Origin of the sequence: Psychromonas ossibalaenae ATCC BAA-1528, assembly GCF_000381745.1 — a bacterium.
Lineage (GTDB): Bacteria > Pseudomonadota > Gammaproteobacteria > Enterobacterales > Psychromonadaceae > Psychromonas > Psychromonas ossibalaenae.
In genome coordinates this window covers 22242-43474 of sequence record NZ_KB907008.1, presented here as the reverse complement: position 1 = coordinate 43474, position 21233 = coordinate 22242, and the positions used below count along the sequence as shown (strand labels likewise).

General features: G+C 44.5%; 19 protein-coding genes. 7 read left to right on the top strand and 12 right to left on the bottom strand.

Annotation, left to right across the window (positions count from 1 at the left end; genetic code table 11):
• The coding region (locus G327_RS0117490) for a DJ-1/PfpI family protein (RefSeq protein ID WP_019616102.1) at positions 1-243 on the top strand (243 nt) is incomplete at its 5' end.
• Positions 244-719: 476 nt separating this feature from the next.
• On the opposite strand, the gene G327_RS0117480 is transcribed toward G327_RS0117490, so the two are convergent.
• From G327_RS0117480 to G327_RS0117455, 4 genes are all read right to left on the bottom strand, one after another.
• Positions 720-2345, bottom strand: coding sequence for a GLUG motif-containing protein (locus G327_RS0117480; RefSeq protein WP_019616100.1), 1626 nt, complete (start codon positions 2343-2345; stop codon positions 720-722).
• An 846-nt stretch (positions 2346-3191) separates the two neighbouring features.
• Positions 3192-4430 (bottom strand): sugar MFS transporter, encoded by a 1239-nt coding sequence (locus G327_RS25025; RefSeq protein ID WP_019616097.1) that lies wholly within the window; start codon positions 4428-4430, stop codon positions 3192-3194.
• Positions 4431-4568: 138 nt separating this feature from the next.
• Positions 4569-5957 (bottom strand): melibiose:sodium transporter MelB, encoded by a 1389-nt coding sequence (gene melB, locus G327_RS25020; RefSeq protein WP_019616096.1) that lies wholly within the window; start codon positions 5955-5957, stop codon positions 4569-4571.
• 112 nt (positions 5958-6069) lie between these two features.
• A complete protein-coding gene (locus G327_RS0117455; RefSeq protein ID WP_019616095.1) occupies positions 6070-7863 on the bottom strand; it encodes a glycoside hydrolase family 36 protein in 1794 nt (597 codons plus the stop codon).
• Between the two features lie 410 nt (positions 7864-8273).
• Here G327_RS0117455 and G327_RS0117450 point away from each other — a divergent pair, with 410 nt between their 5' ends.
• Positions 8274-9314 carry a LacI family DNA-binding transcriptional regulator gene (locus tag G327_RS0117450; protein WP_019616094.1) on the top strand — a complete coding sequence of 347 codons (1041 nt, stop codon included), beginning with the start codon at positions 8274-8276 and terminating at the stop codon, positions 9312-9314.
• Positions 9315-9328: 14 nt separating this feature from the next.
• Here the strand turns inward: G327_RS0117450 and G327_RS0117445 are convergent, their stop codons facing one another.
• The 6 genes from G327_RS0117445 to G327_RS0117420 are packed head-to-tail and all read right to left on the bottom strand — an operon-like array spanning position 9329 to position 13881.
• Positions 9329-10129, bottom strand: a complete 801-nt coding sequence (locus G327_RS0117445; RefSeq protein WP_019616093.1) for a heme ABC transporter ATP-binding protein — start codon at positions 10127-10129, stop codon at positions 9329-9331.
• A gap of 2 nt (positions 10130-10131) precedes the next feature.
• Positions 10132-11166 carry a FecCD family ABC transporter permease gene (locus tag G327_RS0117440; RefSeq protein ID WP_019616092.1) on the bottom strand — a complete coding sequence of 345 codons (1035 nt, stop codon included), beginning with the start codon at positions 11164-11166 and terminating at the stop codon, positions 10132-10134.
• Positions 11167-11199: 33 nt separating this feature from the next.
• Positions 11200-12048, bottom strand: a complete 849-nt coding sequence (locus tag G327_RS0117435) for a heme/hemin ABC transporter substrate-binding protein (protein WP_019616091.1) — start codon at positions 12046-12048, stop codon at positions 11200-11202.
• On the bottom strand, positions 12045-12467 hold the full coding sequence (locus G327_RS0117430; RefSeq protein WP_019616090.1) for an ExbD/TolR family protein: 423 nt from the start codon (positions 12465-12467) through the stop codon (positions 12045-12047). Before G327_RS0117430 ends, G327_RS0117435 begins: the two co-directional genes overlap by 4 nt.
• On the bottom strand, positions 12464-13165 hold the full coding sequence (locus G327_RS0117425) for a MotA/TolQ/ExbB proton channel family protein (protein WP_019616089.1): 702 nt from the start codon (positions 13163-13165) through the stop codon (positions 12464-12466). Before G327_RS0117425 ends, G327_RS0117430 begins: the two co-directional genes overlap by 4 nt.
• 2 nt (positions 13166-13167) lie before the next feature.
• On the bottom strand, positions 13168-13881 hold the full coding sequence (locus G327_RS0117420) for an energy transducer TonB (RefSeq protein ID WP_019616088.1): 714 nt from the start codon (positions 13879-13881) through the stop codon (positions 13168-13170).
• 137 nt (positions 13882-14018) lie between these two features.
• Here G327_RS0117420 and hutW point away from each other — a divergent pair, with 137 nt between their 5' ends.
• The 5 genes from hutW (at position 14019) to G327_RS0117390 (ending at position 17427) form a co-directional block, all read left to right on the top strand.
• Positions 14019-15392, top strand: a complete 1374-nt coding sequence (gene hutW / locus G327_RS0117410) for a heme anaerobic degradation radical SAM methyltransferase ChuW/HutW (RefSeq protein ID WP_019616087.1) — start codon at positions 14019-14021, stop codon at positions 15390-15392.
• A 13-nt stretch (positions 15393-15405) separates the two neighbouring features.
• Entirely contained in the window at positions 15406-15915 is a 510-nt protein-coding gene (hutX, locus tag G327_RS0117405; protein WP_026339422.1) for a heme utilization cystosolic carrier protein HutX, read from the top strand.
• A 5-nt stretch (positions 15916-15920) separates the two neighbouring features.
• A complete protein-coding gene (hutZ, locus tag G327_RS0117400) occupies positions 15921-16457 on the top strand; it encodes a heme utilization protein HutZ (protein ID WP_019616085.1) in 537 nt (178 codons plus the stop codon).
• Between the two features lie 331 nt (positions 16458-16788).
• Entirely contained in the window at positions 16789-16944 is a 156-nt protein-coding gene (locus G327_RS26920) for a hypothetical protein (protein WP_019616084.1), read from the top strand.
• Between the two features lie 21 nt (positions 16945-16965).
• Positions 16966-17427, top strand: a complete 462-nt coding sequence (locus G327_RS0117390; RefSeq protein ID WP_019616083.1) for a type 2 periplasmic-binding domain-containing protein — start codon at positions 16966-16968, stop codon at positions 17425-17427.
• 277 nt (positions 17428-17704) lie between these two features.
• On the opposite strand, the gene G327_RS0117385 is transcribed toward G327_RS0117390, so the two are convergent.
• The gene (locus G327_RS0117385) at positions 17705-19582 is read right to left on the bottom strand and encodes a beta-L-arabinofuranosidase domain-containing protein (protein WP_019616082.1); all 1878 of its coding nucleotides are present in this window, start codon (positions 19580-19582) and stop codon (positions 17705-17707) included.
• Positions 19583-19596: 14 nt separating this feature from the next.
• Positions 19597-20850 (bottom strand): nucleoside permease, encoded by a 1254-nt coding sequence (locus tag G327_RS25015; RefSeq protein WP_019616081.1) that lies wholly within the window; start codon positions 20848-20850, stop codon positions 19597-19599.
• Positions 20851-21233: the final 383 nt, after the last annotated feature.

Below are 21233 nucleotides of genomic sequence, written 5' to 3'. Positions count from 1 at the left end.
TTAGCCGCGCATAATTTACTGGAAGGGCGTAACTACACCACTGGTGCCGGCCTTAATAAGAAGTTCAGCGACGGTAACTTCCTGGATCAGAAAGTGGTTATTGACGGTAACTTTATCAGTGGTAAAGGTTTAGGAGTGAGCTTCGAGTTTGCTGTTACTGTGGCTAAAATGCTCCTGTCTGACAATCAAGAGAAAGTCGACTGGCAGGCGGATCATATCTATTTTGATCACTGGCCACTGTAGTCACTGCTAGTATAAATTATATCGAGAAGCCCTGTTTACAGGGTTTTTTTAGTGCAGCTAAGTTTTTTGCCTGGTTAATAAATCGAACTGTTATGGTGAACTTCAGGCGCCTCTTTCAGGAAACGGCTTTCCGCTAAGATCCGCCTTATGCTTAGATATCGCTTCAAGCAGAAAACGCATGCATATTCGCACACGTTCTGTTTCTGGGCTGCCGTATCGCATTTAAAGATATGGAGGACAGCGGGGTATTGATGGGTTTCATAATGCTGCAGAGCAGTGAATATGCTGATCAATTGTACAGCTTAAAAGGCAATGACCACTTACAGATTTATTTAGACTGGTACTTTTGAACTTAAAGGACCAGGCCGCAGTAATATCAGGGGAGTTATTGACACTGATCTGGTTTTAGGCTGTTGTTAACAGGACAAAAAGTTTAACGGAAGGCATCAATGCCTTCCGTTAATTTTTAAGCAGATTTAAATCGCTACAGGAGTCTGGTGATCTAATATTTCACCGTTAGTATCTTTTAAAAGAGGATAGTAGCCGTCTTTAAACAGCCAGTTGTCTTCTGACCAGTTGAGTATAACTTTATACCAGTCCGACGTTTTGAGATCGTCAGATGATACGCTGTCAGCCGGCTCTCCTACTATGTCACCATGATGTTTTTTATCCTCATTGTAATAACTGTTAAAATTACTGTATTTTGAAAGAGGCAGTGCTCTGTCTGCTCTCATATTGATGGATGAAAAGCTGCTTTCAAAAACTGCGCTTGATATTGAATAGGTAGCAAGGCCGCCCGCAATATTTTTATCACTGTCCGGACTGCCTGTGATAGTTCCTGCCGCGTAAGAGTTTGACGCCGCCACATTGTCATTCAGGTTTATAGTGCCTATTAAGCCTGAACCCCGCGCATTTTGGCGGATGTTAATAGTGATTTGGCCTGCATAGGTATTTTCTATTCTCGGGCTGAATGAAATTCCGACTAAACCAGCTGCTGTGGAAGCTTGTGTATCTGTAGGAGTTAACAGCATCCTTGTGCTGAATGAGTTGATTACACTGCTGTTTTCACTTGCCTGACCGACTAGTCCGCCTATTGACTGAGCGTTTTTAATTTCACCGGTTGCACTGCTGTTTATTATATTGCCTTTTAGTGAGCCGACTAACCCGCCTGCCTGTGATCCTGCACCTGCACTAATTTTTATATCTGCATGACTATTAGCGATAGTTCCTTCTAATTGACCTGCTATGCCTCCGTATGGTGCTACATCACCTTCATGATTATGAGCTGTTAATATGCCGGAAACTTCTGCCTTAATTATTTTCCCATCCGCACTTGGAGTGAGTATTCCAGATAAAAAATAGGCCTCTATCTGCGCACTGTTTATGGTTAAATTTTTGATTATTGAATCTTTGTGCAGTCGATAGAAAATCCCGCCTTCCCACTCAGATCTTTGATATAAATTGTTAATAGAGTAGCCGTTACCGTCTAATGTTCCGCTGAATTCTTCCTGTTCATCTTTGATACTGTCAAAGCCGTTTTCTCCATAAGTTGTTTCCAGGCTGCTACCGTGATCTTCATGGTCTGGGTTGGTTGCTGAACAGTCAATATCATTTTTTAGGCGGTAATTTTCATTTAACGGCCATGTGTCGCTGTGAGATGCTCCCGGGTAGTCTGCACCTTTACCGATACTTTCTAAATCTTTACAGGATGTTATTTCAATAACCGGCTCTGTAATCACGCAGCTTGTTCCATCATAAGAATATTGATTAACGCCTGTAAATGTTACGTTTTCTGCACATATTAAGTATTTTTGTCTTTCTATGTCGAATACTCCCACTTTAGAAATAAGATCTCCCTCTTGAATATTTACGGAGCTGGATTGAAGGTATCCATCCTCCGATGTGTAATTATGAAACAGTCCGCTGGCTATAGCTGGATTGACACTGTCAGCTGCTATACCGCTCATTATTTCTGATTGAAAGGCACCATGAATAAGAGAGGTACTGTTATTTACAATATGGATGCTTGAATCTGTTTCCGCGGCTGCAGGAAAGGAAAGTAAAGGGGCTGCGAACATAGTGATAAATAGTATTTTTTTCATGTTTTTCCTATTATTTATGTTGTGAATACGGATCTAAATCCAGATATTAAAACTCCCGGGAAAATTTATTTTATTCAAAGCTTTGAAATCATTTATAAACAGCCTGTAAAATACACAGTAACTGTTCATAAACTAAGCGCATAATACAAAGCAGGATAAGAAATAAAAGTGAAAAAAAGTGAAAAAAAAGTGAAATTTAATGAAAAAATATGATTTTCAAGGATGATGGTTAAGGCATAAGTGCTTGAAATGTAATGTTTTTAAGCTTTTGTCCTGGCTTAATTCTCTGTCCAGCACCTAAAATACAGGGGGCCAGCCGAACGTGCAGTAAGCCATAACTACGGCGAAACACATTGTGGGAATGATTCAGATTTTTTTAGTGTGCAGATCAGTCACACACCATTTCAGTGCTTGATCAACAATATCTGGACCCTCTGAAGACTTAACAATAACCTGCGGATAAGCCGCCAGATCGTTTTCAGTCACATTTTCAGTACTTTTTAAAGGTAGCTGTTTAGAAATAAGCTGCGAAATACTAATGCTGTCGATCTGTTTATAATCAATCGCTTTGCTGCGGCTGGGCGCTTGGAAATTCCTGTTTTAAGGGGATTAATAAGGCGGTAATTTTATCTAACGGAAAACTTGAGCTTACACCCAGCCTTAGCCTTTTTTCATTTACTCCTTTCATTTTATTAACAAAAGCTTCAAATTCACCGGCCTGCTTTAACAGACGGCGGATCTGTATGATAAAAGTGTTGGCGGTCAATACCAGTAAGGATAAACCTGATTATCTTGTCGCTATATTGTAAATGTATAGTGGCAGTACAGCGCGGCAGGTTGAGGTCTTTATTCAGTCAGCAGTCTCTGCCTGCCGCCTAAAATACAGGGTTTCCAGCCGAACAGGCTGTAAGCCATAATAACGGCATAACACACTGCGGGAATGATTAAGGAAATAACCAGACTGCTGCTGTCGGCCAGCAGCGCCTGCATAATCGGCAGAACGGCGCCGCCGACACCAGCCATCACCAGCATACCGGAAGCTTGAGCAGTACTTTCCCCGAGCTTGTCCAGAGCAATAGAAAATATCACCGGATACATAATTGAGTTACACAGACCCACTGCAATCAGTGCCCAGCCGCCAGAGATACCCGGAGAAACAACAGCATAAAGTATCAGACCTGCAGCGGTAAGTGCATTAATAAACAGTACTTTACGGGAGCAGATATAGCGAAACAGCAGCGGGCCCAGCAGCCGTCCGGTCATTGCTCCTGCCCAGTATAATGCCACCATTTTAGCACCTGTCTGCGTCGTATAATTACTCTGTTCATTGAGGTAACTAAGCAGGAAACTGCCTATGCTGACCTCTGCACCGGTATAGCAGAAGATGGTCAGCATACCGAGCAGCAGATGACGGTAGCGCCATGCCGGAACTGTTTTTTGTTTCTGTTTTACTGATATCTGCTGCGGCTCCGGCAAAAAGCTTATTTTCATAATAATTATCAGCAGTATTATAACGGCTGCCGTTACCAGATAGGGACCTTGTACCAGTTCAGCTTTTACCTGTGCAGACAGATCTACTGCTGAAAACAGTACCAGGGCACCTATATAGGGGGCTATGGTTGTTCCCAGAGAATTGATACCGGAAGCCATGGTCAGCCGGGAAGATGCTGTTCGCCTGTCTCCCAGCGCCACTGCATAGGGGGTAGCAACAACCTGCAGAGCGGCGACGCCCATCGCGGTGATCAGCACAGCCAGCAGCACCAGCGGGTAGGAAAAAGCGGCTGCTGCCGGATAAAAAGCCAGTGCACCGGCTGCTGTTAAGGTCAGTCCGAAAAGCAGGGTGTTTTTATAACCTATTGAGTGCATTAGTTTTACGGTGGGCAGGCTGATCAGCAGAGGACTTGATGAGAATACTGCCTGAATAAGCATAGATTCGGTGTAGCTAAGCTGAAATACCTGCTGCAGATGAGGGATTAAAACGCTGTTCAGTGAGGTCAGAAATCCCCAGATAAAAAAGACTGAGCTTAATAGTGTCAGGGCGGCTGTCGTCCGGCTCTGCGGATGATATGAATTAGACGAAGGCATTTTAAGCTTCCTTTGATAGTGATTGATTATCTGTATTAGGGGCGGCTTGAAGCAAGGATAGGAATAAAATATAGAGCCTGAATGACGACTGAATAAATTTCAGCCGTCACTATTTTTTGTGTTTATTCTTTTGTTAAATCAGAGAGCTTCTGCTGTATCTGCTGCGTATTTCTCTTCCAGATTCTGCTGAACTTTATCTAACTCGTGATCATTAAGGAGGTAGAATTTGATATAGATAAAGTAAGAGATTAGACAAAGTAAAGCGGGGGCCAGATATATCAGTTGTAGAGATTGTACTGTATCCGCTGTCTGCTCCTGGTTGGGTATATAGCTGATCATGGTCAGACTGATGCCGATCAGAAAACCGGTTAAAGCGCCGGAACATTTACTGATCAGAGTATGTACAGAGTAAGAGACGCTTTCAGAGCGGATACCCATTTTCATATCACCATAATCAACGGTGTCGGCAACCATCAGCAGTATCATCAGCCAGTAAATCGCATTAGAAATTCCGCCGCTTATGCCTGCCATTGACACAAGAATTTTAGATTCAGGCGCATAATTGGCGACCAGGTAGAGCATGGCTGCGGAGATAACCGGCAGCAGCAGAGAGACAGAAAATACAAATTTTCTGCCGAACTGCTCCATCAGTTTTGGGAAAACCAGTAGGGAACCTGTGCCGAAGATACCAGCCCAAAGCATATAGGTAGTAAACAGGCTCTGGTCTCCCAGCACATAAGTGTAGAAGTACAGATTCAGCCCGCCGGTCATATTAGCGGCAATGTTGTAAAGCAGGGCAAGTGAAAGCAGTACAATAAACTGATCATTTTTGAAAATTAATCTAAGGGCATCTTTTATCTTTAACGGTTTAGCTGTTTTGCTGTTTTCTTCAAAGGACTGTTCAGTCCAGATACAGGTAACGGTGGCGCTGATAATAGCCAGTACGCCGCTGATTACTGCAAACAGCATGAAACCTTGACCGTCATCACCAGCTCCAAGCTTACTGACCGCCATAACACCTACGCCGCTGGCAATATAATTTGCTAATGAAGCTAACAGTCTCGGGTAAGGCATCAGTCTTTCGCGTTCGCCTTTATCCAGGGTTATGGTCGGAATCAATGACCAGAAAGGGGCGTCCAGCAGTGTATAAGTCATACCCCAGCCGACATAGGTGATAACAATAAAAATAAGCTGTTCTGTGCCGGAGAATAGGTGTGCTGAAAACAGCGCAACAATAAACAGTGCATTAAGAATATTACCGATAAAAATCCAGGGTTTATATTTGCCCCAGCGTGATTTCGTTTTAGTAACCAGATAACCCAGCAGCGGATCGTTTATTGTGTCCCAGATCCGCGCACCAAGGAAAACAGAACCTATAAATGCCGCTGAAACGCCAACAACATCTGTGTAGTAAAAAAACAGAAACGTATTGACTACCACTAAGCCGAAATCTTTACCAAACCCGCCGAAACCAAAGGCCAGCTTTGTCGGCATGGCAACTTTATCTTTTCTAATCATTGCACTCATTACTATTCTCCAGATCATATTTACCCAGCTGATAAATATGTTTGATTTAAAATCATTAATTTTAAAAGCCGGATAAGTACTCTTAATTTATCTGGCTTTACTGCGGGCAGAATTATTTACGCAGCACGATATAACCGGATTTGGGCATTTCAATTTCATTGAGCCCTTTATCCAGATTCAAAGCTTGCTCTCTAACCATATTACCCAGGCAGTCATAGGTAAGTGCCCCGGCAGAAACCGCCTGTGGCAGTTTGACAAACAGGCTGTTTTCCATGGCGCCGTTTATCAGAATAACTTCCTGTTCATCACTGTTGAAAATTTCACTGACCATACGGGCGTGTACCGTCACTACTTTTCTATTACCCAGCTGGCTTTCAATAAGCGGATACTGCATTTCCGGATAAGAAGATTTCAGTTTACCTTTAAGCAGCAGATCTCGGTTGTTTCGCCAGAATCCAAGCCAGTGTCTGCTCATATGCAGATGCTCAGAAGACAGCTCTTTCATATCTAGAGAGAGCTGCGGCACCGAAAACAGAGTGTTAATAAAATGCAGACTGGCACTTTCAGCTGAGTCTTCATTTGACCAGATAAACATATCGGAATGTACGGCGGTATTCCCCGAGAACATACGCAGATCCATAATACTCATACGGTTCATGATGGAATCATTCGGGCAGTCATGTACACGGAAGATATTGCCGTACTTACGGATCATCGGACCGATGTAAGTCTGACGAAACTCAATCATAATTTCCGGGTTAATGCGGGTCAGAGACTCCCGTATACCCATCATCAAAAGGTCTACAGCCTGCGGCAGCGATTCGGTATCACGCGCCGGATCGGGACTAAGTGCTGTCCCTTCGGCCATCGACATATTAAATTCATCAATAAAATCAAGTTTCAGGCCATCGAGGTTATAATCTGCCACAACACGTCGATAGGTATCAATCAGATACCTGCGTGCTTCAGGGTAACGGGGGTCTAGAGTACCGCATTCATGCTCTTCGGTGTAAAACAGCAGATTATCTTTGAATTCATCCCAGATTCTGCTGCCCTTGCCTATAAACGGCACACTTAACCACAGGATATATTTCATGCCCATTGCCTGAACACGCTCTACGTGGCCGCGCATATCCGGGAAACGGCTTTCTGCGACCTGCCAGTCACCGCAGAATTTATAGCCGCGGTTGTTATCATCTGTCTGCCAGCCGTCATCAAGAATAATTGTTTTACAGCCGATTTCTGAGGAAAGACGGCACTGATCTTCAATCTCCTGCTGTGATAAATTCTGGTGGAAGCTGTACCAGCTGGAGTAGGCCGGTTCAAGTGCCGCTTGTGGAACAGCCATCTGCTGATTATTAAACAGCTGTTCATACCAGCTGGACATATCTTCAATCGCTTCATAATAGGGAACTGCTCTTAGATCCAGGCGAAGCGTCCCCTTATATTCTGTGCGCTGCACCGAAGGGCTGCTGAATAAACGCATGCGGATGCGTCCTACACGTTCCTCTTCATAGGCTCCAGCATGAATTTTTACGGATTCATTGGCATCGGACAGGGCATAAGAAAGACGGTTTTCACCATCCTGACTGTAGAAACTGCCCACGGGAGCCGCCTTGCTGATCAGGCTGTCATAATGAGGCCACCATTCAGGTATGCCCTTATTACGAATAGATTTCGGATTGCCGTTCGGGCAGGGAGTCCAGCAGGAATGCATATTCACAAACGGAAAATGCACATCAAGAACAGCTTCTGGAAAAGTAACCGCCTCTGTTGAGGTGATTGTGAAGTCAATAAACACAACTTCATTCTCTCTGCGCTCGCTGAGTGTTACCTCTAGAGGGGTCTCTGCCGTTCCGGCCTGCAGATGAACGGATAACTGACCGGTATTGAGTAATTGTTTCATATGTAACATCCTTTGCGTTTAATTTGATTAGTGATGTTTGTTCGTTCAGGGAAGAATATTCGGCACTCACGAACAGCTGTTCGCCATAATACCCCCGAACAGCTGTTCGGGGCGACCTCTGTTTACCTGAAATGACAATATAATTAACAAACTGCGACGCCGGTCAAATATTAGCCGGGATGCTTTTGTGGAAGTGCTTAATAGGCGGTTTAGAGAGAGTAGAGAAAGGCCTGTGCTGAATTTAAAATGTATTTTTATGAAAAAGCATGACTTCTTCTTTTATGTTCTTCAGGTAAGTATTTTAACCAATAGTTCATGAGTTTATATAGTGCAGGCGTTGTTGAGGCGGGATGTTGTTTCGCTTTATCCGATGGTAGAATAAATTTTTACTCCTTTTGCAGATACTTTTTATGACTAACCCGAAAACGATCAACAGCGCTCAAATTGCTAAACTGGCTGGTGTCTCGAGAAGCACTGTCTCTAAAGTTGTTAATAACTATCCGGATATCCCGGAAGAAACCAAGAACAAAGTGCGTTCGGTAATGGATAAACACGGTTATACACCGAATGCAGCCGCTCAGGTACTTAAGGGCAAAGCGCAAAGTGTAGTGGCGCTTTATATCTATGCTTCCGAAACCGATACAGAAACGGATTCTTTATGCCGTCTTGGTTCTCCCTATGTGATGGGGGTTATTTCCAACTTCATTATGGCGGCCAGTCAGTGTGGATATCGTATGATGGTCGAGCTGCTGGTGCATGGAGAGGATGAGCAGGAAATTAAAGGCAGTATTAAGAAGTCATTCGAATCCAAAAGTATCACAGCCGCTGTTTTTCTAGGGCTGCCGGATACGGTTACTTTTATCGACCAGCTGGTTGCGGAGAATTTTCCCGTTGCCGTTATTGACCGGGATGTTGATCAAAGCCGAACGGCTGTAAATATATATACAAACGACAGTCAGGGCGCTTATCAAGCAGCGCATCATCTGCATAAACAAGGTTTTGAATCTATCTGTTTTATCGGCGGTGATCCGGATAAACGCTCTGCGCGTATGAGAGAAGAGGGCTACTGCCGGGCAATGCAGGAGTGCGGCGCTGTACCTTTTGTAATACCCGGACATTTTTCCGAGCTGTCCGGTGCTCATGCAGCTGAGCAGATTGCTGATATGTCTCCCAGACCGGAAGCCGTTGTCTGTGCCTCCGATGCCGTGGCCTACGGCCTTATCAGAAGACTGCGTGAAATCGATGCGCAGTATCTGGATATGCTTGGTATTGTCGGCTTTGATGACACCTATTTTAATGACTTCCAGCATCCGCCTTTATCTTCCTTAAAAGTGGATTTTGCAGCTATGGCCCGCAGTACGATAAGTGCACTGCTGGATCCGGAACATAATAAATCTGTTCCGGTGCCTGTCGAACTGGTGGTCAGAGCTTCGAGTTTGTGCAGACATTAAATTCAGCCGAAGTTTCAGGCAGCATAAACTACCGGGTAATCGGCCTGCGGGTGTTTAGAGACTAAGGTCTGCTGACCGTATACGGCTTTGATCATAGTTTCATTAAGCGCCTGCCAGGGGGTACCGTCCGCCTGAATTTTTCCTTCATTAAGTACAATGATGCGGTCTGAATACTGGGCCGCCAGATTTAAATCATGCAGTACCACTATCACAGCCGCTCCGGCATCGGCCATTTCCCGGGCAATATTTAAAGTATTATGCTGGTGACAGAGATCCAGTGCCGAAGTCGGTTCATCGAGCATTAAAATAGTCTGCTTAGACTGACTGATCTGGGTTAATACCCGCGCTAGATGCACGCGCTGTTTCTCACCGCCGGAAAGCGACGGGTATAAACGTTCACTAAGATGACTGATCCCGGTTTTATCCATTTTTTCAGACAGAACTGACTGCGCCTGCTGCGGAGCCAGACCCAGAGGCAGTAAACCTAATGCCGCTACTTCTTTTACGGTAAAGGCAAAACTTAAAGTGCTCTGCTGCGGCAGTACTCCTAAATATCCGGCCAGTTTCTGTTTCGGCCACTCTCTCTGTGCTGTGCCGAAATAATGGATACTGCTCTGCGGGCTTTTATCATAAGCTGTTTCGCCGCATAATATTTTTAACAAGCTGCTCTTACCGGCACCGTTGGGGCCTAATAAGGTGGTTACCTGACCTGTGTGTATGGTTAATGACAGATCATCTAATAACTGTTTTCCACCGAGGTTTAAGAAAAGATGTTCACAGGAAACGGCTGCTGAGCTGCTGTTGATGGTTGTCATAATTACATTCTTCCGCGTTGAGTAAACAGTAAATAGATGAAAAATGGCGCGCCGATCATAGCGGTTACAATGCCTACCGGCAGTTCGGCCGGAGTGACAACAACCCGTGCGACCATGTCGGCGGCGGTTAATAACAGCGCGCCCAGTAGAGCGGCCAGCGGCAGCAGGCGGCGATGATCCGGCCCGCATAACATTCTGCCGAGGTGAGGGATAATTAAACCGATAAAACCGATCACTCCGGAGATACTGACCGTAATACCGACACCGGCAGCCGCCAGTATGATCATGGTTCTTTTTAATTTCTGAGTATCAATGCCTAAATGTCCAGCTTCTGCCTCGCCTAACAGCAGGGCGTTTAAACCTTTGGCGTGATACATAAAAATAATGAACAGCAGCAGCAGAGTGACGGCTGCCAGCAGGATACTTGGCCAGGTAGCACCGGCTAAGGAGCCCATGGACCACAGGGATAAATCACGAAGCATCTGATCATCGGCAATAAAGCTTAAGTAACCGATAGCCGCCCCGGAGAGTGCACTGACTGCCACACCGGCGAGCAGCATTACCGAAACAGATGTACCAAATTTGCTGGTGCCCAGTGAATACACCAGAATAGTGGTTAATGCGCCGCCGAGAAAAGCAAAGAAAGGCACTGCTGCAATATTCATTAATAACGGGTAAGACGCGCCGATACCGGCAAAAGCGACAATTGCTAAGGATGCGCCTAATGCGGCACCCGCGGAAACACCGATAATTCCAGGCTCTGCAAGGGGGTTACGGAATAAGCCCTGCATTACCGCACCGCTTAAGGCGAGAATAGCTCCGACTATCATACACAATAAGGTGCGCGGCAGGCGTATCTGATGGATAACCATCTGAATATGCTCCGGCAGATCCGATGCCCAGGGAGATAAACCGGTAAAGCTGTCGCGCATTGAAATCGCCATCGGGCCGATCACAATGGAGGAGGCCGCTGTGAGGGTTAATATAACCAGGCCCAGTATGATTAACAAAGATAAAGGTAAACGACGTAACAGCATAAAATACTCAGTCAAAGAAAGTGAATGTAAAAACTACGGGTATAAAAACGCATTTAGACGTTTTGCTTCATCCAGGCTTAATAAACCTAAACCGCCGATCAGCGCGCTGCCGTTAATGGTCATCACTGCTCTATTTTTACCCGCCGGAGTCGCCGCTAGCATCGGCACTGCCGCAATAATCGCATCAATATCACCAATCTGCTCGGCACTGCGCTGACTAACGATAACAGCATCGGGCTGCATCTTGACCAGGGATTCCATCGCTAAGGGTTTATATGCATTAAGCTGCTCAGATGCCGGATTAATCGCGCCTGCCAGAGCGATAATTTCGTCGGGGGTTGTTTCACTGCCGGCGACATTTGCAGGTCTGCCTTCATGAATCAGCAGAAACAGTACCTTCTTTTTATCCTGCTCTTGTGGTTGATTAGCCTGAAGCGATGCAACCGTTTGATTTATTTCTTCTTTAAGCTGTGTACTGCGATCTTCGCTGCTGGTGATCTGAGCCAGCTGATCGACACGTTTTAATAACCCGGCAACCGTGGCTTCGGTATTAATAATATCTACACTGATACCGGACTGCTTTAACAGGCGCAGCGTTGACTCCGGCCCCATCTCATCGGAGCCGATTAAGCGTGTTGGTTTCAGGCTGATTAAACCTTCGGCGGAAAGCTGGCGGTGATAACCGACTTTCGGTAGGGCTTGCCCCTCTGGAAGATGACTGGTGACATCAACAGCAACTAAACTTTTCTGTGCATCCAGTGCATAAATCAGTTCCGTGACTGAACCGCCCGCGCTGATAATACGCTGCTGTGCGTAGGAAAAAGGGCTGCTGAAAGCGAGTATCGTACCCAGCAGCAGCGTAAATGCTTTAATTGTTGTCATGATCTGTTTTCCTCTTCAATTAATATTTGTGTTGCTTGAATGTTGTTTTCCTGCAGAAAAGCGAATAATTTCACCATATGCTGAATGTGTGCCGTTTTGTCGGAAGCAATCACAATATCCGGCTGCTTCTTATCTTTAACTGCTGTTAATAATGCGCGGGTGAACTCCGGCCACTGTGCAAATGATTCGCCCTGTACGGCCCAGTAGGGCGGCTGCGAGAGAATATTAATACTGACCGAGTTATCACTGAGTGCCGTGTCGGCCTGTACATCAGAAGTCGGCAGCTGTACCTCTAATGACTGTAGTTTAATGCTCGCGGTCAGCAGCAGAAACACCATGACAATAAAAATAATATCCAGCAGCGGGGTGAGATCTGGTTTAATTTCATCTTCTGTATAGGAAGGAGTAATGCGGATCATAACTGTGACCCTGCCTGTTCTCCGCACACGGTCGGCTGCAGCACGTTTTTTTTATCAGCGGCTGTTTCTGTGAGGGTGATGCCTTCCATCCATAAATTACAATAATTAAGTGAGTGTTCTAATTTACTGATAACTTTATCTGCCCATAACCCCAGAAGCTGTGCGCCGGAGATAGCCGGTAAGGCGACAATTAATCCAGCGGCTGTAGTACGCATAGCAATACCGAGGCCGTCGGCAAGATCATTAGGGGTTATTGAACCACTGCTCTGAGCAACCGCCTTAAACATTTCGATTAAACCAATAACAGTACCCAATAAACCAATTAACGGGCTTAATACGCCGATTAGGGCTAATAGTTTTAAACCGGTGCGAAGCTGCTGACGTTTCTGCTGCAGCCACATACCGGCTGCATCTTCGCGCAGCGGTTTCTGGAAACGACGATGTCTGATCAGCATCAATACACCGCGGCTCATTAATGCACGGCGCCCGCTTAAGTCAGCCGCCAGTTTATTTAACTGCTGTTCATCGGCCGCATTTGTTTCGCCCAGCAGCTGGTGAATGTTCTGCGGCCCGAGGCGGGTAAAGAGCAGAAGCTGCACAAAACGCTCCAGCAGCAGGGTAAGGGTAATTGCGGAGCATATTAATAACGGCCAGCTCATTAATCCGAGCTGTTGTTGTAGATTAGTGATAGTTTCCATGGTTAATCCAGTTTAAATCTAATAGGAACAAAAACGCGCTGAGCAATGGCTTGACCATTGATCTTATGTGGTGAAAACTTCCATTTTTCAATGGCTTGTAAAGCCGCTGCATCAAGCATTTTGGTGCCCGATGAATCCTTTAGGGTTAATTTAATCTGTCTGCCTTTTTCATCTAACCACACCTCATAGGTGACTGTGCCTTCGATACCTTTACGTTTAGCCAGACGCGGATAGCGCGGCGCAGAAGGTGGGGACTGAAAACGCGGCTTTTCTACCAGCAGTGGTTTATCCGTGGCGCCGGAAGGTGCCGGCTCACTTGCCTGTTTAGTCTGCTGAAGTTTCTCTTCAGGTTCAGCTTTGACTGTTTCGACAGGCTGTGCTTTTTCTTTGTTTTTAACGGGCTTTGCTGCAGGTTCCGCTGTTTTCTGCTTAGCTGCTTTTTGTTTGGTTTTTTTCTTTTCAACGGCTTTTTTCCTGGTCACTTTTTTTTCTGAAACTTTTTTCTGCGGTTTTTCGACTGCCGGTTTTTTATCTGACGTTTGAGCTGTTTTAGTTTCGGTGCTTGCTGGTTTCAGCGCTGTAAAATTTACAGACACTGCTGTTGAAGTTGTGCCGAGAGGCATTGCATAAGCTTTGTTTTCTGCAGCCGACCAGAACATTGCTGTGTGCACAATCAGCGACAAAGTTCCGGCAATAAAATAGCGTTGAAGATTCATAATCGGCTTCCTATGAGTATTATGTCTAAATCGCAGTGATTATCACTTAGTTTTCCAATGATATCAATTATCATTTGCATTCTCTTTTTCCTGTCGCTATGATTTGCCTCGAAAATCACATCAAAAGAAGTGACAACATGAAAAATAAACTCAACATTAAGCACTTCAATGAAGACATAACAGGTATCAGTACACCGTCTCCATTACAGTTTGCTTTCTGCAGAAAAAAATCAGCACATGCAGGAGGCCGTGCTGCAGTAATTCCCAAGGAAGAGCAGATCAGTCGTTTTGAACAAGCGTTAAAGCGGCCTGCGGATAAAGCGCAGCAGAGATGTTTATATATCCATATTCCGTTTTGCCGTGTGCGCTGTACCTATTGTAATTTTTTCCAGCATGCCGCCAGCAAAACTATGATTGCAGATTATTTTGCAGCCCTGCTTAAAGAAATCAAATGGAAAGCGCAGCAGCCATGGACACAGTCAGCTCCTTTTCAGGCTGTTTATGTAGGCGGCGGCACCCCGACCGACTTGTCTGCTGAGCAGCTGCTTATTCTAGGCAAAACCGTGCGCAGTTATTTCCCGTTAACTCCGGATTGTGAAATCACTTTAGAAGGGCGCATTAACCGTTTTGATGACCGCCTCTTTGAGAATGCATTGGAAGGCGGATTTAACCGTTTTTCATTTGGTGTACAGAGTTTTAATACTAAGGTGCGCCGTTCCGCAAAACGCTTAGATGATCGTGAGCCTTTAATGTCTCGTCTGCAGGAGTTAAGTGCGCTTAATGCCACGCCGATCGTTATTGATCTGTTATACGGTTTACCCTATCAGACTATGGATATCTGGAAGCAGGATCTTGAGGATTTTCTAGAATCCGGCGTGCATGGCGTGGATCTTTATCAGCTGGTGGAGCTTGGCGGTATGCCGATGCAGAGCATGGTTGAAAAAGGCACCTTACCAGCGCCGGCTGATACCGCAGCGAAAGCAAAAATGTTTGAGTACGGCGTGCATTTTATGCGTAAACACCATATTAAACGCCTGAGTGTCGGGCACTGGGCGACCAGCAACCGTGAACGCAGCATTTATAACAGTCTGGCTAAAACGACAGCCGCTGTACTGCCGCTCGGCTGCGGTGCCGGTGGTAATGTTAACGGCCTTGCTGTTATGCAGGACCGCACCCTGGAAAATTACCTTAAATCGATTGAAAGGCAGCAGCACTCAGTGGCTATGTTGAGTCTGCAGTCAGCGGATAGCGCTGTGCATAAAGAGATAACTGCCGCTTTTGATCGCGGTGTTGTATCCCGTGCTGCACTGCTGCAGGTGAGTGGCTCAGATCTCTTTGAATACTGCCTGCCGCTGTTTGAGGAGTGGCAGAGTAAAGGCCTTGTGGAAATTCAGCAGGACTATCTAACCCTGACGTTAGCGGGGCAGTTCTGGGCGGTGACACTGGCGCAGAATTTAATCACGGTACTATCCAATAATACTAATAATAAACAGCAGCATGCGGCTGCTTAAAGCGGAGAATAAAATGTCTACAGCAATGTTAAAAGAGCAGGTACAAGCGGTACTGGAACGTGAGCCGGCTTTGTTACCCAGTGCGGTTGCGGCTGAACTGCAGGTAAGCGAAGCACAAGTCGTTTTTGCTTTGCCGAAAGCAATGGCGGTTAGAGTTGACGGATCTTTTTGTGAGCAGCTGTTAACTGAGCTTGCCGGCTGGGGACCTGTGACGACAATTGTGCACTCATGCGCCTCTATTTTTGAGGTGAAAGCGCCTTTTCCAAAGGGTAAAAACGCACGTGGTTATTACAACCTGATGGGCAGAGAAGGACAGCTTCACGGTCATTTACGTATTGATCTAGTGACCGATATTGCGCTGGTCAGCAAACCTTTTATGGGCAGTGAAAGTCATTACCTGGGATTCTTTACCGAACAGGGCGAATCGATTTTCAAAGTTTACCTGGGGCGTGACGAAAAACGTCAGCTTTTCCCTGAGCAGCTTGAAAAATTTGCACAGTTAAAAACACAATACGGAGAATAATAATAATGAATGCTGAAATCAAAAAAGAGCGCCTGCAGAACCGTTTAGGGCCTGAAATTAAAGAGTTTCGTGAAAGTAAAAAAACACTGCAGCTGGCAACAGTATGTAAAGACGGCAAGCCGAATGTGAGTTATGCGCCGTTTATTGCTTTAGAAGATGGTTATTACGTACTGATTTCTGAAATTGCACGTCATACCCGTAACCTGCAGGAAAATCCGCAGGCTTCACTAATGCTGATTGAAGATGAAGAAAACGCCAAAACTATTTTTGCACGTACACGTTTAACTTTTGATGTTGATGCGCAGATGATCGACCGTGAATCAGCTAAGTGGAACCAGGCAATTCCGATAATGAAAGAGTCTCTAGGTGAAATTATTGACAGTTTAAGCGGATTAGAAGATTTTAAACTGATTCAGCTGAAACCAAAGAATGGTTTATTTGTTAAAGGTTTTGGCAAGGCTTATCAGGTAAGCGACAATGATTTAGTAGACTTTGTACATCTTGATAAAGGCCATACAAAAGTTGATAAGAAAACAGCATAAATAGATAAACTGATCACCTGCCTCTGCCGGTTTTATCTGCCGGCAGTTTATTTCCCTGCTTAGTTTTCTGCGCACCTGGAAATACCCTGCTCCTGCTTTCAAGGCTTTTATTTAGAGAAGAAATGGAGGAATTAACAGCCTTTCGCTAGACTTAATGTAACGGGCTGTCTGCATTAATTAGCCGTTCATAAATTATGCCGGGGTAAAGGATTAAAAATCCCTGAAAGTGCTGTTTCTTTTCTTCTCAGTGACCCTATTAATTCTGACAGATGCTTCTCTTAACTCCTCTAGAGCAGATGAGTCGAGCCCTGCCGTTAAGCTGGTATTCAGCATGCCGGATAACGACGGCATTTTGATCTCTTATATGGATGAGGTCTTTATAGAACTGAGCAGACGAACAGGAAAAGTGCTGCCGAAGAAAAGGGCGCTTCATGATGCCAATCGAAGCGTATTAGACGGTGTCGGTATTAGGATAAAAGGTCTGTAGTCAAAATTCCCTAACTTAGCCATGGTTGCTGTACCGGTAATTACCGTACAGCACACTCTTTTTGCCAAAGATCCCGAAATTATCAGTTCTGTCTCGGATCTGGACACGCTTATAAAGCATGCTCAGTTAAAAGGTTATACCGTTGCATATCTGCACGGCAGTAAGAAGGCTGAGCAGGAAATATCAACACTGCCTGCCGAAAACAAACGATACTTTCATCAGCCGCAGAGAATATTTCGCCTGATAGAGTTAGGGAAAGTCGGCGTGTATGTTGCCGGCCCCGCAATCAGCAATCGTGTTATTCTCAACAGACTATTTGCAGATACAGGCATACAGGAAGTGGCGGTGATTTCTGAGTTTGAATTATTTCCCTATGTACATAAGAAAAACATCGCTTATATTCCGCAGCTGGATCAGGCTTTGCGCTCAATGACAGAAGATGGAACACTGCAGAGAATCAGGCAGATTATAGAAATGGAATAATCTGCTGAACAGATCATGTATCTGAAACGGATATGAGTTGATGTAGGACATTTTCTCCAGCTGGATAAAAGAAAGCACCGGCGTGTCTACGTTCAGTGCTTTGTATATAGAGTCGTAATCAGCTTAGTTAGAGCATGCCTAAGCAGCATTAAGCTCGTTGATTAGAGTTATTAATCAATATGAGCCTCTATAGCCCATCAGATTTTTATTTCCAATTTGCGAAGCTATAGGCTCTTAATTCGTTATATTAATTTGAATGCATCATTCTCTGTTGAGCTTAATAAGATGGAAACTCTCCTATTCGCAAATGAGTACAGCCAAATGGAACGAGCTTTAAGTTTTGTTCGTTCTCTTCTGTTTCTGGATTATGAGGGACAGGAGCCGCTGCAGCTCCCTGCATTTGCCACTGAGGAACTATTTTTCCTTTTACCTTTAATATTACAGGAGGGTGCAGACTACTAAATGGAGTATTCTGATCAATCATCTTTTCAGTTGTATCAAAAATGCTCTGAGTAGAAATAGCATAGTTCCATGGTGAGAGTGCTGTTATTTCATAGTCACAATGAGGAAACTCTCGATAAGGCTTATCTTGGTTTATCTGCTCTCTTTTTTCTTTAATAGGGAGAGCGTAAACCAGAGGACCGTGTTCAAAACTGACTGCGCCGTTAAGTCTGTCTTTAACATTTACTTTACTTGTAAACTTAACTGCAACAACGCACTCTAGATGCCACTCTTGCTCTATTTTAAAGTACTCACCAACTACGATATTTTCTGCAGGCTCCCCATTAATAGTAACTGCAGCTTCTTGTACCCATTCAGGTATGCGTAGATAAAAAGGAAATTGATTCGGCTTTTCACTGCTAATCTTAAAATGAAGGTCATGCTTAAATGGGTAGTCAGTGATTAATTCGACAGATGTATGAACACCTCCCACCTCTGAGCTTAGCGCTGAAGGTGCAAAAGCAACGGCAGCTAAACCACCATCTTCAGTAGCCATCCATAAGTTTGCTGCAAATTTAGGCCAGCCTTGATGATAGTTAGAAGTACAACAGCCGAAATGTGGCTCTAAGCCGTATATATTTGCATCGGGATCATTCGTGCACCACGGCATAGATTCATCAACCTTGCAGGCAACCTGGTTGACTTGTTGATCATACTGATGTGCCCACATGTCTCGAGTAAAGGCTGCCGGTAATGCATTAAAGGCAATTTTCTCTAATCTATCAGAGTATTTTACGTCTCCATAAACTTGTACAAGGTGCTCAAGAGAATACATATATTCAACTATTGCACATAGCTCCGTACCTCGAGTCGGTTCTTTACCTGCTAAACACTCATCGCCGCTAAATGTACCGACAGCCGTGCCGTGATACTTGTCAAGTAAAGATATCATGTGGTCGACAGTTTCTTGGTTTGAAGACTGGCTAGAGTTTCTTGATGTAAGAGCATAAGCTTTAACTGCCATTGCATTATTTACAACATGACTCATGAAGTTCCAGCCATTTTTTTTCGTTGCTTTGGTCATTGGCCATGATTTGAAAAATTTATCCCAGCCAAACCCTTGAGCTTCTAACTTTGTGGCAAGATCCAACAGCCAAGACTCGGGTTGTTTTTCATACAACCAGAAGATAGGAATGAGAGCCTCAAACCACCTTGCTTGACCCCAGTCAAATAGCGGAACCCAGTTGATCGATTCGTCAATCTTGCGCAGCCCTTTTTTAACTGCTATAACAGCTCTTGGATCTGCAGTTATCTGATGGTACTGCACAAGCATTTTTAGCGCTAAAAATTGAGCCCAGATATCATAACCTTCTTTTGCTTCTGGATTAGAAACGTTAGACTCTTTAGGGCCAAGCCAGCCGTCTTCATGCTGGTTTTCAATAATATAGCCCATATATTTTCTGACTTTTTCGCATAAAACTTCTGATTTTAGTAAATAAGCCAGCGGCATTATACCATCAAGCCAGTACGGGCCTCGCTCCCAGCCTTCTGCGTCACCGCCAAACCATGCGCTGTCTTTTATATCTGGCCAGAATTCATCTAAATGGCCGCTTAATCCTGATGCTTGAATTTCCAGCTGTCTGTTTAACCAACCTTTAGGTGTGATGTTCTGTAAAGGAAACGGGGTAAATTTTAATGTTTGAACTTGTTTCATCGTATTATTTCCTCTTAGACAGTTTGCGTAGTCATGCTGTTTGTTTGCTTTTTTTCATCTTTGAACAAGACAATAAATAACACTGTTACAACAGCGCTGTAAGCTGCGAATGACAGCATAATACCCTGCCAGTCTCTCACCCCATTATGAGTGAAGAAATTATCAATCAACCAGCCGCTGGCAACGCTGCCGATAATGGCACCTAAACCTACGACCATCACCTGGAATAAGCCCTGGGCACTTGAGCGTATAGCCGGATCGGCTTCTTTTTCGATAAACAGGGAGCCGGAAAGATTAAAGAAATCAAAGGCCATGCCCCAGATAATCATAGAGCCAATAATTAGAAATAAGCCGTCTGCTGGATTGCCGTAAGCAAGAAGTAGCCAGCGGAATACCCATGCCACCATACTTATGATCATTACTTTTCTAATACCCCATTTTTTCAATACAAATGGAATTACCAGAATAAAGAGCATTTCAGACATCTGTCCTAAAGAAACTATAACTGCAGGGAATTTAAGAATGATTGAGTCTGCATATTCTTCTATACGGCCAAAATCATGAATATAAGCGGCAGCATACGCGTTACTAAGCTGCATACACACACCTAGCAACATAGCAAATATAAGAAATACTCCAGTACGATATTCCTTGAACAGCTTCAGTGCATCCAGACCTAATATGCTTCCTACGGTTAGTTTTGCTGAGGAGTTTAGCGGGGTGCATTTAGGCAGGGTTAAAGCTAAGAGTGCCGCCATTAATGACGAAAATGCCGAAATATAAAATTGCCATGCCGACGTTTCCAGTCCCGATAGACTAGTACACCACATACCAGCCGCGAAGCCGATGGTTCCCCATACACGCAATGGTGGATATTCCTTAATGATATCCATACCGGCATCTTCCATCGTTCTATAGGAGATAGAGTAAGCTAGCGAAATAGTGGGCATATAGAAACACATATTGACCAGCATCACCCAAAAAAGCATATCAGCGCTGTCAATCATAGGCACTGCCAGCATACACAATGCACACGCCAAATGCAGCAGGCTGTAAAGACGTTCAGCATTAATCCATCTATCGGCTATAGCCCCTATTAATGGAGGCATAAATAATGCGGAAATGCCTATTGTTGAAAATACGGCAGAAAACTCAGATGCCGACCAGCCTTTTGTATTAAAAGCGTAAGCCCCGATAGTGATTAACCATGAACCCCAGGCAATAAACTGCAGAAACTGCATCTGCCCTATTTTTAACTTCAATTTCATCGTGTTTTTCCTCAAAGTTGATAAGTGATATGTTGTACGTACAAAGATGCTTGTTAATTTATTAGTAATATTATTAGTAAATAAATTATTGGGCAATCAGCTTAGTTCACATATATGGCACTGCTCACAATAATTGCCAGCTTACTGAGGTCGCCGTTGAGTTAGATAATTGAGTTTATTCGCATGTTTTTGTTTGATATCAATAGGATAGTAGGTTGTTATTGGAAGCCACTTAGTTATAGGGAAAGTGGTATGAAATAATATGTACGCTGATGCTGTTGGGGTAGGATAATACTAAGCTAATAAAAAAGGAGCCGGGTACGGCAGGAGCTTTGGTTGTCTTAATAGCGCAAGATCAGCTGTTTGATGACTGCTAGTCAGCT

Coding starts and splice junctions, on each gene's coding strand:
- G327_RS0117390 (WP_019616083.1), top strand. CDS start 16,966: ATGGTTGCTGTACCGGTAATTACCGTACAGCACACTCTTTTTGCCAAA.
- G327_RS0117435 (WP_019616091.1), bottom strand. CDS start 12,048: ATGACAACAATTAAAGCATTTACGCTGCTGCTGGGTACGATACTCGCT.
- G327_RS0117440 (WP_019616092.1), bottom strand. CDS start 11,166: ATGCTGTTACGTCGTTTACCTTTATCTTTGTTAATCATACTGGGCCTG.
- G327_RS0117445 (WP_019616093.1), bottom strand. CDS start 10,129: ATGACAACCATCAACAGCAGCTCAGCAGCCGTTTCCTGTGAACATCTT.
- G327_RS0117420 (WP_019616088.1), bottom strand. CDS start 13,881: ATGAATCTTCAACGCTATTTTATTGCCGGAACTTTGTCGCTGATTGTG.
- G327_RS0117385 (WP_019616082.1), bottom strand. CDS start 19,582: ATGAAACAAGTTCAAACATTAAAATTTACCCCGTTTCCTTTACAGAAC.
- G327_RS0117455 (WP_019616095.1), bottom strand. CDS start 7,863: ATGAAACAATTACTCAATACCGGTCAGTTATCCGTTCATCTGCAGGCC.
- G327_RS0117430 (WP_019616090.1), bottom strand. CDS start 12,467: ATGATCCGCATTACTCCTTCCTATACAGAAGATGAAATTAAACCAGAT.
- hutW (WP_019616087.1), top strand. CDS start 14,019: ATGAAAAATAAACTCAACATTAAGCACTTCAATGAAGACATAACAGGT.
- hutX (WP_026339422.1), top strand. CDS start 15,406: ATGTCTACAGCAATGTTAAAAGAGCAGGTACAAGCGGTACTGGAACGT.
- G327_RS25015 (WP_019616081.1), bottom strand. CDS start 20,850: ATGAAATTGAAGTTAAAAATAGGGCAGATGCAGTTTCTGCAGTTTATT.
- G327_RS25025 (WP_019616097.1), bottom strand. CDS start 4,430: ATGCCTTCGTCTAATTCATATCATCCGCAGAGCCGGACGACAGCCGCC.
- G327_RS0117450 (WP_019616094.1), top strand. CDS start 8,274: ATGACTAACCCGAAAACGATCAACAGCGCTCAAATTGCTAAACTGGCT.
- melB (WP_019616096.1), bottom strand. CDS start 5,957: ATGAGTGCAATGATTAGAAAAGATAAAGTTGCCATGCCGACAAAGCTG.
- G327_RS26920 (WP_019616084.1), top strand. CDS start 16,789: ATGCCGGATAACGACGGCATTTTGATCTCTTATATGGATGAGGTCTTT.
- G327_RS0117480 (WP_019616100.1), bottom strand. CDS start 2,345: ATGAAAAAAATACTATTTATCACTATGTTCGCAGCCCCTTTACTTTCC.
- G327_RS0117425 (WP_019616089.1), bottom strand. CDS start 13,165: ATGGAAACTATCACTAATCTACAACAACAGCTCGGATTAATGAGCTGG.
- hutZ (WP_019616085.1), top strand. CDS start 15,921: ATGAATGCTGAAATCAAAAAAGAGCGCCTGCAGAACCGTTTAGGGCCT.